Below are 13,517 nucleotides of genomic sequence, written 5' to 3' on the forward strand. Positions count from 1 at the left end.
GGAGCGCCCGTGATTGCCATCGCCGAGGTTCTCGACACTCCGCTCGACCTGGCCGCCCACGAGAAGGCGGTGGCCGACCCGCGGGCCGGGGCCGTCGTGTCGTTCCAGGGCGTGGTGCGCGACCACGACGACGGCCGCGGCGTGACCCTGCTCGAGTACGAGGGCCACCCCAGCGCGGCCGCCGTGCTGCGCGAGGTCGCGGCCGAGATCGCGGCCGACCCCGACGTCTACGCCGTCGCCGTCTCGCACCGGATCGGCACGCTGGCGATCGGGGACGTCGCGCTGGTGGCCACGGTCAGCACGGCCCACCGGGCGGCGGCGTTCGCGGCCTGCGCCCGGCTGGTCGACGAGGCCAAGGCCCGGCTGCCGATCTGGAAGCGCCAGGTGTTCGCCGACGGCACCGAGGAATGGGTCAACTGCCCCTAGGCCCGGGGATGGCCGGCACCCGCGCGGGCCCGGCCGGTCGGCGCACCGGCGTCCGGACCGGCACCACCGCGGGTCGCCACGGCAGCGCGTTCATCAGGACAATCACGGTGAAGGCGTACGCGTTCCAGCCGATCGTCCACTCTGGAGGAACCAGGACGAGCAAGTAGATGGCAGCGGCCCCCGCCGCATAGCCGGCCCCGGTGAACCGTCGCGGCCGTGGCCGCCGCCGGACCCGCAACCGGGCCGCCGCGTCGACCAGGATCAGCACCGCCGGCAGCACCCAGACCAACTCATGGCTGGTCGTCACCGGTGCGATCGCCGCCCCGGTCAGCCCGACCAGGGTGAACGCCGCGATCTCGTCACCGTCGGCATGCGCCGCTCGGGCCCGGATGAGACCCACCGCCAGCAGGAGCGCCGCGAACGACAGCCAGACCAGCACCGGGGTGCTGGTCGAGTCGTAGAGGCGGGCCAGCAGACCGGCGAGCGACTGGTTGGCCGGGTCGCCGATCGTCCGGGTGCGGTCGACGAGCGGGACGAGGAACCCGCGCGGGTCGACGAGCAGCCCGGCCAGCGTCAGCGTGACCGCCGTTCCGGTCGCGATCAGGGCTGGTCGCCACCGCCGGATGACGAGCAGGTACAGGATGAACAGGGCCGGGCCGACGGCCAGGGCGGTCGCGATCCCGATGCCGGCGCCGCCCCAGGCCCCGGTCGACCACCAGCGCCGCAGCAGGTCGAAGCGGCCGCGTGGGGGACCGGAGGCGGCCGGGCCGGGCCACCAGGCCGCTCGTCGGCGGGCCCAGGCCGCGCGGCGCAGGGCCACCACGTCCGCCACGATCAGGCCGAAGACCACCACATCGAGGTGTCCCAGGCCGAGGGCCGCGCGGACCGGCTCGGCCAGCAGGGCCAGGACGGCCGCCACCAGCGCGGCCGGGCCCCGGGAGCGTCCGTACCGGCGGGCCACCGGGCCGGCCAGGGCGAACGCGGCCAGCACGAGGGCGGCCAGGCCGACCAGGGCGAGCAGCCAGGCCGCCATCGGGACCGGGAGCGCGGACAGCGGAGCCAGCAGAGCAGCCGTCGACGGAGGATGGTCGGACGGCTCGGCCGGGAGCGCCTGACCCCCGTACGCCTGAAGGAACCACCCGACCGCCCACAGTGCCCCCAGGCACCCGAGCCCGACCACCGCGGACCTGTGATTCCGCATGTACTGCCCCAACGCCGGCATGGCGCGACCCCCGTCGCTCTCGTCCTCCGGGCACGGCGGAGCCATGCCGGCCACGAAGCCGGAGAGCGGCGTCGAGGCGGGACGGGCCGCAGCCTAGAAGGCGCAGGCCAGTAGCGCGGCCCCTCGTCCGCTTTAACGCAAAGATCGCAAGGAGGTTGTTAGCCGGGCAATCTGCGCGCGGCGGCCGCGCTCATCGCGGCGATCTTGGCCTCGCGCTTGGCCGTGCGGACGGCCCGCTTGACCGAACGCCGGGACCGCTCGATCGAGTGCTGCGAGCGGTCGACGGCGTGGCTCGCGCGGTAGCCGAGACCGGGCCGCCCTTCGGTGTCGACCGCGGCCAGCAGCAGACCGCCGAGCAGGCCGAGGTTCTTGAGGAAGTGGCCCTGCTGCTCCTTGGAGTCGGGACGCGAACGGTCCCAGAACGGGTGCTCGGCGATCGTGGCCGGCACCAGGTTGGCCGCCAGCACGAGCGCGGCGGGCCGGGTGAAGTGGCCCGTGGCCAGGGCGAGCCCGGCGATGACGTCGCTGGCGCCCTGGATGCGGACAAGCGTGCGGGTGTCGGTCGGGATGCGGGGGTCGACCTTTTCCAGGAACGGCTTGAGCGGCTCGGCGACCCGGGCCGCGGGCTCCTCGAACGCCTCGGGCTTCAGTAGGGACCGGACCCCCTGGACGACGAAGATCGACGCGAGCATCGCGCGGGCGGCAGTGCGTACGGGCTTCATGTCTATGGGTTATACCCGTCCGGCGCGGATCACACCGGCTGTGTGCGCAGGTAACGGCCGAAATGCGGCACGGTGAAAGCGACCGTGCCACGCTCCCCCGAGTAGATGAGGCCCTTCTTGATCAGCGCGTCGCGGGCCGGCGAGAGGCTGGCCGGTCGGCGGCCCAGGGCGGTGGCGATGTCGGCGGTGGGCACGGCCGCGTCCATGTCGTTGCCGGTGTCGCCCTCGCCCGAGAGCACGGCCATGGCCCGCATGTATTCGCGCTCGGCCGGGGTGGCCCGCTCGAACCGGGAGCCGAAGAAGCCCACGGCCAGTTCGGCCTCGGCCTCGGGGGCGGCCACGCGGACGTCGGCGTCGGTCACCGGGGACTGCGGCGCGTGGTCCCAGGTCGCCTTCCCGTACGCCTGCACGAAGTACGGATACCCGCCGGACTTCTCGTACAGCAGGTCGAGCGCCTTCGCCTCGTACTCCACCTCTTCCCGCGCGGCCGGCGCACAGAGCGCGAGGTCGGCCGCGACCCGGTCGAGCCGGTCGATGCGCTGGTAGCGGAAGAGCCGCTCCGAATACGACTTGGCCGCCGACAGCACCGCCGGCAGGTGCGGCAGCCCGGCCCCGACCACGATCAGCGGCGCCCCCAGCTGGGACAACTCGTGGCAGGCGGCGCACAGCGCGGAGACGTCGGCCGGACCCAGGTCTTGCATCTCGTCGATGAACAGCGCGATGCCGGTGCCGACGTCGGTGGCGAGCGAGGCGGCGTCGGTGAACAACTCGACCAGGTCGATCTCGATGTCGCCGGAGTCGGCCCGGCCCCGGGCCGGTGGCACGTCGATGCCGGGCGCCCAGCGGTCGCGCAGCTTGGCCGAGCTGTCGTTGGCCCGCAGCGCGAACGCCTTGAGCACGGCCAGCACGTCGTCGACCCGGTCGGGGTCGCGGTGGTGGGGCGCGAGCTCGCGGATGGCCATGTGCAGGGCGGCCGAGACCGGGCGGCGCAACGACTGGTCGGGCCGGGCCTCGATCTTGCCGGTGCCCCACAGGCGGCCGATGGCGGCCGAGCGGAGCGTGTTGAGCAGCACGGTCTTGCCGACACCGCGCAGGCCGGTGAGCACCAGGCTGCGTTCGGGGCGGCCGCGGGCGATCCGCTCGAGCACGACGTCGAAGGCGTCGAGCTCGCGGTCACGACCGGCCAGCTCGGGTGGGCGCTGGCCGGCGCCGGGGGCGTACGGGTTCCTCACCGGATCCACGCATTGCACCGTATCGGGTCGTCTAGCGAAATGGCTAGAGTCCGCTAGCAAGACCTCGCGAGGGGAGTCGAGGGCGGTCTACCGGTCTCTAGCAATAGAGCTAGAAAGGGCTAGAGCGAGCTAGGAGGCCCGGTGCTCCTTGAGGCACAGCACGAAGTCGAGGTCGTCGAGCGGGCTGTCGTAGAAGAACCACTTCGTGTAGCCGGTGACCTTCGAGCACTTGCGCTCGGCGTCCTTCTCGCCCGTGGTCTTGCCCTTGATCCGCTCGAGCACCTCGTAGGAGCCGCTCACACAGACCGTGGCCCGCATGTTGGGCTCGCCGTCGGTGCCCTCGTTGACCACGCAGTCGCCTTTTTTCACATAGAAGCGGGCGTCCTCGCTGCCCTGCGGGGCCGGGCCGGCGACCGGGGTGGTGGCCGACGGGTCGGGCGCGGCCTGCTTGTCCTTGTTCTGGTTGCGCTCGTTGAGCAGCCACGCCGTCGCGCCCAGGCCGACCACGATGAGCAGCCCCAGCGTCACCACCAGGGCGATGATCGGGGTGTTGCGTTTGGGCGGGGGCGGCGGCTGTCTGTCCCAGGAGGACTCGTGGGCGACCGGGCTCATGGGCGCGGAGTGGTAACTCACCGGCTGCTGCGGGATCGACGGCGGGTGACCGCCCCAGGAGGGCTGGTCGGACACGGGAGCGCCGTGATCACCCCAGGGGTCGGCCGGCTCCGCATACGGCTCGTCGGAGCTCCCGTGCGACCACGGTGGGCCGGAGTACGGGCCGTTCTGGGACATGAGGATTTCCTCCGGAAGCGGATGACGCTGCTGCCACCGTAGCGTGCGGGGCCGACACAAACCCGGACGGAATCGCCGCTGGTGTCGGTAACACGACCTGCGCACCGCTCGTCCGGCTACTACGGTGCCGATCCGTGTCCGTACCCCTGGTGATTCTCGCCGCCGTCTTCGGCGGTTCCGCGACCGCGTTCCTGCCCCGCCTCGCCCGTCAGTGGGCCGCCCCCGCCCATGACCGGCGTTTTGTGTACGCGATGACGACGCTCTCCGGCGCGGCCGCGAGCACCTTGCTGGCCGCCACCCTCGGCCCGTCGCCGCTGCTGCCGGTGCTGCTGCTCGCGGTGGTCCCTGGTCTGCTGCTGGCCCTGATCGACCTGCGCTGCCTGCGACTGCCGGACCGGGTGGTCGGCGCCCTGGCGATCGTTCCCGTGCCACCCCTGGCGGTGCTACGACCCGAGCGCCTGGGATCAGCGCTCCTGGGCGGGGCGCTGGTCCTCACGACGTACCTGGTGATCGCCCTGCTGCCGGGCCGGGGACTCGGGCTGGGCGACGTCAAGCTGGCCGCGGTGCTGGCGACGATCCTCGGCTTCCTCGGTTGGCCCGCGGTCCTGGCCGGACTGGTCGTGCCACACCTGATCAACGGGCCCATCGCGTTGGCCCTGCTGCTGGCCCGGCGCGGCCGCCCGCTCCCGTTCGGCCCGGCACTGCTGGCCGGCGCCCTGATCGCCGTTACAGCAGTCTGAGCTGACGGTCCTTGGGCCGGGAAGGCACCGTGTCGCCGAGCCGCTCGAACAGCCCGGAATCGATCACGTCGAGGAACGGGCTCGGCTTCTGCTCGCGCTCGCTGCCGTGCCGGAAACGGCGGGCCGCGTGCGTGACGTACAGCCTGTCCTGGGCCCGGGTCAGGCCGACGAAGAACAGCCGGCGCTCCTCGGCGATGTCGTCGTCGGTGGCCGGACTGCCCGGCCAGCGCAGCGGCAGCAGGCCGTCCTCGCAGCCGACCAGGAAGACCACCGGGAACTCGAGACCCTTGGCGGCGTGCAGGGTGAGCAGGTTGACCGCCTCGGCCCGCGGGTCGAGGGCGTCCACCTCGGCCCCGGTGGCGATCTCTTGCAGGAAGCGGGGCAGGTCGTCGCCGACCCGCTGGGCCAGCGGGCGCAGCAGGTCGGCCGCGGTCCAGATGTCCTCGGGGGCGAGCTGGTCACCGTCCAGGGTGGGCGCGGCGAAACGCTGGGCCAGCACCTGCGCGGTCAGCTTGAGCCGGGCCGCCAGCGAACCGCCCGGCGCGTCGGCGTGCTGCAACTCGCGGGCGATCTGCTGGACGCCGGGCCGGTCGCGCAGGCGGTTGTGCGAGCGCTTCTGCACCGGCACGCCGGCCCGCGACAGGGCGTCGACGATCACGCCCGACTGCGAGTCGGTGCGATAGAGCACGGCAACGTCCGAGAAGGACAGGTTGCCGGCCGCGACCGAGCGCGAGTCGACCCGGCCCGAGTCGAGCGACCGGTGGGACAGGCCGCCGACCAGGTCGTCGATCGTGCGGACGACGAAGTCGGCCTCGTCGGCCGCGCTCGCGGCCGGATAACGACCGACCAGCGGCGCCTCCGGATCGAGCCGGGCGGGGTCGAGGCGACGGCCGTTGACCAGCGAGGACGGGGCGATGGCCTGCACCGCCGCGGCCAGGATGGGCGCCGACGAGCGGTAGTTGCGGGTCAGCCGCACGAGCCGCGCGTCCACGAAGTCCTCGTTGAAGCGCAGGAAGTACTTGACGTCGGCGCCGCGGAACGAATAGATGGCCTGGTCGGGGTCGCCGATCGCGCAGAGGTTGCCGTCGGCCGGGCTGAGCAGGCGCAACAGCTCGTACTGGGTGTCGTCGACGTCCTGGTACTCGTCGACGAAGATCCACTGCCAGCGGCGGCGGTACTTCTCGACCAGGGCCGGCTCGTCGCGCAGCAGGTCGACCGGCATGGTGATCAACTCGTCGAGGTCGACCAGATCCTGCTGGCGCAACAGCTTCGCGTACGCGTGGTCGTCGTCGCCCGCCTGCTCCCGGGCCTCGGCCCGTTCGCCCTCGTCGGCGATCCGCCAGTGCGCGCCCAGCCCGGCCGCCCGCGCGTTCTCCTTCAGGATGGTCAGCCCGACCGAGTGGAACGTGCCGACGGTGATGTCCTCACCGTCCGGCCCGAGCAGCGCGTCCAGCCGCTCCCGCAGTTCACCGGCCGCGCGGCGGGTGAACGTGATGGCCAGGCACCGCTCGGGGAAGACGCCCAGCTCGGCGCAGAGGTAGGCGATGCGGTGGGTCAGGGTGCGGGTCTTGCCCGTGCCCGGACCGGCCACGATCAGCAACGGCCCGCCGGGCGCCGACGCGGCCACCCGCTGCATGGCGTCGAGGCGGTCGAGCAGCCCGGTGCCGACCTCTTCCATGCCGGCCAGCATCGGCTCGAACGGTTCGTGCGGGCTGGCGGGCGGGGTGATGGGCGGCGCTTTTTGCGGGGCCTTGGTGGGCTTAGCGGCCTTCGCCGGTTTTTGTTTCGCCGGTTCCGGCTTCCGCTGCTGCGGCACGTCGAACAACGTCTCGACCTGCGGCGCGCTCGCCCGGTTGCGCAGCTCGCCCTGGTCGAACAGCGTGATCATGCCGTACTCGCCGTCGTAGCCCGGCACCCGCCGCACGTCACCGCGACGCAGCCGGGTGATGCCCTCACGCAGCTCGTCCCCGCCGGCCTGGCCGATCGCGTCGACCGGCACCTTGCGCAGGATGTCGAGTTCCGAACCGAGCGTGGCCACCAGGTGGTTGAGCTGGGCCTCGACGGTCTTCGACTTCGGGCCGACGCCGTTGATCTCGCCCAGGATCTCGTGCAGCTGGATCAGGTGCTCGACGTGGTCGTCGCGCCGGAAGTCCTCGGGCCGGTCGGCCAGGTCCTCGACCCGGCTCAGCACGCCCACGGTGAGCGGCTTGCCGCACTCGGGGCAGCGGCCGCCGTGCTCCCGGGTGCGCTTCGGCTCCCAGTTCACGTTGCAGGCCCGGTGCCCGTCGGCGTGGTACTTGCCCTCTTCAGGGAAGAACTCGAGCGTCCCGGCCAGACCGAGCCCGTCGCGCACGGCGGCGTAGTCGGGTTCGCCGGTGAACAGCGTCGCCTCGCGGGCCAGCGCGGCCGGCGAGTGGGCGTCCGAGTTCGAGACCAGGCGGTAGCGGTCGAGGCTGGAGACCCGCCAGTTCATCGCCGGGTCGGAGGACAGGCCGGTCTCGACCGCGGTGACGTGCTCGGCCAGGTCGGCGTAGCAGTCGGCGATCGCGTCGAAGCCCGACTTCGAACCCAGGGCCGAGAACCACGGCGTCCAGATGTGGGCCGGCACGAGGTAGCCGCCCGCCTCCAGGGTGATCTCGAGCAGGTCGCGTGAGTCCAGCCCGAGGATGGGGCGGCCATCGGCGGTCAGGTTGCCGATGCGGCCCAGCGCGGTGTTGAACCGGGCCGCGGCCGCGAAGTCGGGCATGTAGATCAGGTGGTGCACCTTGCGCGTGCGGTCGTCGCGCTTGTAGATCGTCGAGATCTCGACGCTGAGCATGAACGCCGCCGCCGGGCTCGTCTGCAGCGAGCCCGGCAGGCGCTTGGTGACCTCGGCCTCCTCGGCGTAGCCGAACAGGCCGGTGCCCTTGTCGATCAGGTTCTCGCGCAGGTGGTCGAACCAGGCCGGGTGGGTGAAGTCGCCGGTGCCCAGCAGGGCGATGCCCTTGCGGCGAGCCCACCAGGCCAGGTTGGGCAGGGTCAGATCACGGCTGCAAGCACGCGAGAAGCGCGAATGAATGTGGAGGTCCGCGACGTACGTGTCCGCGGCAGAACCTGCGTGGTCCGAGGGCACGCGCTGCATCCTGTCACGCCCTCCACCGCTCGCACGAATCGCCACGCTTGACGAACTTACGGATCTTGATGCCTCCGGGCGCGCTTATTTCGTACGCAGCTCCAGCACGCTCACCTGAGGCGGCGCCCCGACCCGGACCGGCGGCCCCCAGAAACCGGCACCATTCGTGACATAGACCGGCACACCGTCGACCTTGCCCAGCCCCGAAACGACCGGTTGTTCCAGCTTGACCAGCAGGTTGAAGGGTGCCATCTGGCCGCCGTGGGTATGACCGGAAACTTGAAGATCAACCCCGAACGGGGCCGCGTCGCGGGCGGCGATCGGCTGGTGGGCCATGAGCACGACCGGCCGAGCCTGATCGCGGTCGCCGAGCGCTTTCGCGAAGTCGGGTGGGTCACCCGCGTCGGCCCCGCCCAGGTCGTTGACGCCGGCCAGGTCGAGGCCGCCGAGTTCGAGGCGCTCGTTGCGCAGCGGCCGGATGTTGAGGCGCGCGACCTCGTCGACCCACTCCTGGAAGCCCGAGTAGTACTCATGGTTCCCGGTCACGAAATACGCCCCCTGCCGCGACTGGATGTCGGCCAGCGGCGCTGCGAACCGTCCCAGTTCCGCCACGCTGCCGTCCACAAGGTCACCGACGACGCACACGATGTCCGCCTGCACCGAATTGATCACGTCGACGATCCGCCGGGCGTGATTGACGCCGGTCAGCGGCCCTAGGTGAATGTCGGAGACGACGGCCAGGCGGGTGCCGTCCAGGGCCCGGGGGAGTTTGGCCAGCGGCACCTGGACGCGGTCGATGCACGGACCGCCCAAGGCCGTCTTCACGCCGTAGCCGGTGACGCCGGCCGCGGTGAGCCCGGCGAAGATGGCCGCGCCGCGAGCCAGCACGAGCCGCCGGTCGATCCCCGGCTTGTCGTCGACCACCGGTGGTTTCTCGGCGGTCAGCACTGCCGCCGGCTCGGCCGGCGCCGGGCTGACGGTCGCGGCCGCTTTTTCCGTACGCCGCTGCGAGCGCCACGCCAGCGTCAGGGCGAGCCGGGGAATCTCGAGCACGGCCAGCGTGACCAGCAGGTAGAACATGAGCGCGATCCACAGGTAGCCCGGCCAGGCCAACCACGGAAGGGCCCCCGACCGCACACCGATCATGGTGGCCGGCGCCAGCACGGCCAGCCCGACGACGACCACGGCCCCGATCCGGCGGGCGCGCTTACCGGGCAGCGGATCCTTGACGAGCCGCTTCCACAGATAGAAATGAATCAGGCCGATGACCACAACGATCAGCCCGACGAATACCACCAAGACGTCCTCCCCCAGCCACTTTTCCCCGGTAAGTGTCCTGGTCCTTCCTGAGAGCAGACTGACGAACCCCGCGATTCAGCCGCGATGGTTCCGCAGAGCGGCATCTCGGGGCCCGTGCGTCCGGGCTTCAGCCGCCGGCGAAGGGCGGCAGGATGTCGACGGTCGCGCCGGTCGGTAGGGGTGCCGACTGGTCGTGGCAGGTCAGGCCGTCGACCAGGAAGCTGGCCGCCTTGAGCACCACCCCGAGCCGCTCGCCGTGCCGGTCGGTCAGCAGAACCTTCAACTCGTCGAGCGTGGCCGCGTCGACCGCCTCGTCGCGGGTGCCGTTGGCGGCCGCCCGCGCCCCGGCGAAGTAGCGAACAGTCAGGGTCGGCAACGTCAGCCTCCGATGGCGGACATGGGACGGGCCGGCTGCAGAAAGGTCGGGTCGTCGATGCCGTGGCCGGCCCGCTTGCCGCTCATGGCGACCCGCCACGCCTCGGCCACCTCGTCGTCACCGGCGTCCTCGCGCAGCAGCTTGCGCAGGTCGCTCTCCTCGGTGGCGAACAGGCAGTTGCGCACCTGGCCGTCGGCGGTGAGCCGGGTGCGGTCGCAATCGCCACAGAAAGGCCTGGTCACACTGCCGATGACCCCCACCCGGGCCGGTTCGCCGGCCGCGTCGACGTGACCGGGGACCAACCACGTCTCAGCCGGCGCTGTTCCACGTGAAACCGGGTCGGGTTGCAGATCGAACGGCGCGAGGCCGGCCAGGATCTCTTCGGCCGTGACCATCGTGTGCCTGTCCCACTGGTGCTGGGCATCGAGCGGCATCTGCTCGATGAAGCGCAGCTGATAGCCATGGTCGAGAGCGAACCGCAGCAGGGCGGGCGCCTCGTCGTCGTTGATGCCGCGCATCAGCACCGTATTGATCTTCACCGGAGTCAACCCGGCGGCGGCCGCGGCACTGAGCCCTCGCAGCACATCGGCCAGGCGATCGCGCCGGGTCAGGGCCTGGAACCGTTCCGGGTCGAGGGTGTCGAGCGAGACGTTGATCCGGTCGAGCCCGGCGTCGCGCAATGGCGCCGCGAGCCGCTCGAGCCCGATGCCGTTGGTCGTCAGCATCAGCGTCGGTCGTGGCGCCAATCGGGCCGCCGCCTCGATGATGCCGACCAGACCCCGGCGCAGCAGCGGCTCGCCGCCGGTGAAGCGCACCTCGCGGATGCCGAGTCGCTCGACCGAGACGCGGATGAGCCGGATCACCTCGTCGTCGGTCAGTTGCTGCTCACGGGGGAGCCAGGCCAGGCCCTCCTCGGGCATGCAATAGGTGCAGCGCAGATTGCAGCGGTCGGTCAGGGACACGCGCAGATCGGTCGCCACTCGCCCGAACCGGTCGGCGAGCGGGATCACGGCCCCACCACGCATGCTCACCGATCGAATCTATCCGCTGAAACCGATCTTGACCTCAACCGAATCCGTCACAGCGCGCGCAGAGCCGACGAAGCGGCCGAGCGGACCGAGTGGCGGTAGCTCTCCCCGAACGCCGCCGTGTGCACGAGCAGAAGGTGCAGCTGATGCAGCGGCACGCGCTCCGGCCAGCCCGAAGCCAGCGGATAGGCCTCGTTGTAGGCGCCCAGCACCGTCGTCAGGAACGGGGCCCCGCCGAACAGGGCGAGCTCGGCCAGATCAGTTTCGCGGTGACCCCCGTGTGCGGCCGGGTCGACCAGCCAGGCCCGGCCGTCGGCGCCCCACAGCACGTTCCCCGGCCAGAGGTCGCCGTGGGTGCGGCTGGGCTCACCTTCGTCGTACGCCTCGAGACTCTGGCAAACGCTCTCGACCACCTTGACCTCGGCCGAGCTCAGGGCACCCCGATCAACTGAGATCTTCAGGTACGGCCGGAGCCGTCGCTCGGCGAACCAGGGCCCCCAGGCGCCGGTCGTCGGGGTGTTGTCGAGCCCGAGCGGCCCGATGTACCCGTCCCAGTCGGCTCCGAACGACGCCGCGTCCGAGCGATGCAGCGCGGCCAGATCGCGTCCGAGCTGCTCGGCGCCCGCGCGGGTCGGCTCCCCGGGCTCGATCCACTCGGTCGCGATCATCGAGGGCAGTGCGACGAGGACCTCGGGCACCGGCGCCCCCGCCTCGGCCAGCCACCGCGAACCGGACGCCTCGGCCGTGAAGAACCCCGCCGGCGCCTCACCCGTGGTCCACGTCTTGGCGAAGACCGAGGTGCCGTCGTCGAGCGTCAGCCGGCTCGCGGTCGACACGCTGCCGCCGCCCACCGGCGTCTCACGAAGGCGCTGATGGGTGAGAAATGTCGGGAGATGCTCGGGGTGCGCGCGCAAGTACGCCTGGTCCACTGCCTTATCTTCCGCTTCGGCTTACGCCTGTCCGAAATCGGAGTCAAAATGTCGGCATGAGCCCTGTCACAGTCCGTTCGTACCGTCCGAGTGACCACTCCGCGGGCCGACGCCTGTGGTCCGAGCTGACCAACCAGCACAACCGGATGTACGGCGTGCCCGACGAGGACGCCGGCGAGGGCTTCGAGGAATACCTCACCCGGCTCGATCTGGGCGGGCTGTGGGTGGCCGACCACGCCGACGACGGGGTGATCGGGCTGGTCGGGCTCGTGCTCCGGGGCCGGGCGGGCGAGGTCGAGCCGATCGTGGTCACCGTGTCCCACCGGCACAAGGGCGTGGGTCGCAAGCTGCTGCGGCATGTGGCCGGCGAGGCCCGCCGCCGGAACATGACCGCGCTGACCATCTCACCCGAGTCGCGCAACGTCGATGCGATCCGCAGCCTGCACGCGGCCGGTTACGACGTCGTCTCGTCGTTCGAGCTCACCCTCGACCTCAACCGATCCCCCCACGAGTGGCAGCAGGAGGGCCTGGAGCTGCACGAGCTCCCGTTCCGCTCATAAGCCTGCTGTGGATAACCCGCGTGTCGTCCACAGGCCCGCGGCTTGGCACTCGCGGAAGGTCGCCGGTGGGCCACTCTGCCCGGCATGAACCCCGAGTGCACGATCGTCGTCCGTAGCCCCGCCGACCTCATCGCCGTCACGCCCTACCTGCTCGGCTTCCATCCGGCCGACAGCCTCGTGGTGATCGGCACGCAGGGCCGCGCGGTCACCTTCGTCGGCCGGCACGATCTGCCCCCGCCCGGCGTCGACGACAGCGACGCGATCGCGACGATGGTCGCCCGGCAGGCGGCCCAGTCCGTCTCGCTTCTCGGCTTCGGTCCGGCCGACCCGGTGAACCGTCTGGTCAGTTCGCTCGCCACCGCCCTCACCCGGGTCGGGGTGCAGCTGCGCGACCAATTGCGGATCACGGCCGGCCGCTGGTGGACGCTCGACTGCGCCGACCCGGCCTGCTGCCCGCCCGAGGGCCGCCCGGTGCCATCGCCGCACAGCCCGATCGCCGCCACCGCGGTGTTCCAGGGGCAGGTCGCGCTGCCCAACCGGCAGCAACTGGTCAGCCAGGTGGGCCCGGTCGAGGGCGACGAGCGCCGCCGGATGGCCGCCGCCACGGCCGCCCTGAACTTCCGGTTCGGCGACGGCCTGCCCCGCACCATGATGGGCCGGGCCGGGCGCAATGCGGTGATCAGCGCGGAGAAACGCCATGCGTCGGGCCGGTCCCTCACCTACGACGAGACGGCCTTGCTCGGGGCCCTGCTGGTCGGCCGGACGGCGTTCGACTTCGCGCTCAACCGCATCGGCGACGAACCCTGGCAGCTGCGGCTGTGGACCGAGACGACCCGCCGGGTCGAGGTCCCCTACGTGCCTGGTCCGGCCGCTCTGCTGGGTTACGCGGCGTGGCGGGTCGGGCTGGGCCCGCTGGCCCGGGTCGCGCTCGACCGTGCCCTGAACCACGACCCCTATCACCACTTCGCGATGATTCTCGATCGGTTGCTCGCCGCCGGCATCAGCCACGAGGCCGTCCAGGATTTCGAACCGCCGGCGGGTTCGATGCGGAGAAAGGCCGCATAAATGTACGAGCCATGGCC

Annotated in this window: 13 protein-coding genes; 4 read left to right on the forward strand and 9 right to left on the reverse strand. The window is 71.5% G+C overall.

What is annotated here, in order from left to right; genetic code table 11:
• Positions 1 to 9 precede the first annotated feature (9 nt).
• On the forward strand, positions 10 to 426 hold the full coding sequence (locus M1L60_RS32395; RefSeq protein ID WP_308208573.1) for a molybdenum cofactor biosynthesis protein MoaE: 417 nt from the start codon (positions 10 to 12) through the stop codon (positions 424 to 426).
• On the opposite strand, the gene M1L60_RS32400 is transcribed toward M1L60_RS32395, so the two are convergent.
• The 4 genes from M1L60_RS32400 to M1L60_RS32415 all read right to left on the reverse strand — a co-directional run bounded on the left by M1L60_RS32400 (position 413) and on the right by M1L60_RS32415 (position 4,391).
• Positions 413 to 1,627: a glycosyltransferase family 87 protein gene (locus M1L60_RS32400; RefSeq protein WP_253241359.1), complete on the reverse strand. Its 1,215-nt coding sequence runs from the start codon at positions 1,625 to 1,627 to the stop codon at positions 413 to 415. The two genes, M1L60_RS32395 and M1L60_RS32400, sit on opposite strands and share 14 nt — an antisense overlap.
• Positions 1,628 to 1,806: 179 nt before the next feature.
• Positions 1,807 to 2,370 (reverse strand): DoxX family protein, encoded by a 564-nt coding sequence (locus M1L60_RS32405; protein WP_253241360.1) that lies wholly within the window; start codon positions 2,368 to 2,370, stop codon positions 1,807 to 1,809.
• Between the two features lie 29 nt (positions 2,371 to 2,399).
• Positions 2,400 to 3,611: a DUF8462 domain-containing protein gene (locus M1L60_RS32410; RefSeq protein ID WP_253241361.1), complete on the reverse strand. Its 1,212-nt coding sequence runs from the start codon at positions 3,609 to 3,611 to the stop codon at positions 2,400 to 2,402.
• Between the two features lie 120 nt (positions 3,612 to 3,731).
• Positions 3,732 to 4,391 carry an LppU/SCO3897 family protein gene (locus M1L60_RS32415; RefSeq protein WP_253241362.1) on the reverse strand — a complete coding sequence of 220 codons (660 nt, stop codon included), beginning with the start codon at positions 4,389 to 4,391 and terminating at the stop codon, positions 3,732 to 3,734.
• Positions 4,392 to 4,525: 134 nt separating this feature from the next.
• Between M1L60_RS32415 and M1L60_RS32420 the strand changes: the two genes are divergently transcribed.
• Positions 4,526 to 5,131: a prepilin peptidase gene (locus tag M1L60_RS32420; protein WP_253241363.1), complete on the forward strand. Its 606-nt coding sequence runs from the start codon at positions 4,526 to 4,528 to the stop codon at positions 5,129 to 5,131.
• Here M1L60_RS32420 and M1L60_RS32425 read toward each other — a convergent pair.
• From M1L60_RS32425 to M1L60_RS32445, 5 genes are all read right to left on the reverse strand, one after another.
• Entirely contained in the window at positions 5,118 to 8,252 is a 3,135-nt protein-coding gene (locus M1L60_RS32425) for a UvrD-helicase domain-containing protein (RefSeq protein WP_253241364.1), read from the reverse strand. The two genes, M1L60_RS32420 and M1L60_RS32425, sit on opposite strands and share 14 nt — an antisense overlap.
• Positions 8,253 to 8,327: 75 nt before the next feature.
• Complete coding sequence (locus tag M1L60_RS32430) at positions 8,328 to 9,542, reverse strand: metallophosphoesterase (RefSeq protein WP_253241365.1); 1,215 nt, start codon at positions 9,540 to 9,542, stop codon at positions 8,328 to 8,330.
• 127 nt (positions 9,543 to 9,669) lie between these two features.
• On the reverse strand, positions 9,670 to 9,918 hold the full coding sequence (locus tag M1L60_RS32435) for a MoaD/ThiS family protein (RefSeq protein WP_438862177.1): 249 nt from the start codon (positions 9,916 to 9,918) through the stop codon (positions 9,670 to 9,672).
• A gap of 2 nt (positions 9,919 to 9,920) precedes the next feature.
• On the reverse strand, positions 9,921 to 10,943 hold the full coding sequence (gene moaA / locus M1L60_RS32440; protein WP_253241499.1) for a GTP 3',8-cyclase MoaA: 1,023 nt from the start codon (positions 10,941 to 10,943) through the stop codon (positions 9,921 to 9,923).
• 53 nt (positions 10,944 to 10,996) lie between these two features.
• On the reverse strand, positions 10,997 to 11,875 hold the full coding sequence (locus M1L60_RS32445; protein ID WP_253241366.1) for a fructosamine kinase family protein: 879 nt from the start codon (positions 11,873 to 11,875) through the stop codon (positions 10,997 to 10,999).
• 56 nt (positions 11,876 to 11,931) lie between these two features.
• Here M1L60_RS32445 and M1L60_RS32450 point away from each other — a divergent pair, with 56 nt between their 5' ends.
• Together M1L60_RS32450 and M1L60_RS32455 are read left to right on the forward strand one after the other, a co-directional pair.
• Entirely contained in the window at positions 11,932 to 12,435 is a 504-nt protein-coding gene (locus M1L60_RS32450; protein WP_253241367.1) for a GNAT family N-acetyltransferase, read from the forward strand.
• Positions 12,436 to 12,519: 84 nt separating this feature from the next.
• Positions 12,520 to 13,500, forward strand: a complete 981-nt coding sequence (locus tag M1L60_RS32455) for a DUF4192 domain-containing protein (protein ID WP_253241368.1) — start codon at positions 12,520 to 12,522, stop codon at positions 13,498 to 13,500.
• The last annotated feature ends 17 nt before the right edge of the window (positions 13,501 to 13,517 follow it).

The organism is Paractinoplanes aksuensis, assembly GCF_024137025.1.
Lineage (GTDB): Bacteria > Actinomycetota > Actinomycetes > Mycobacteriales > Micromonosporaceae > Actinoplanes > Actinoplanes aksuensis.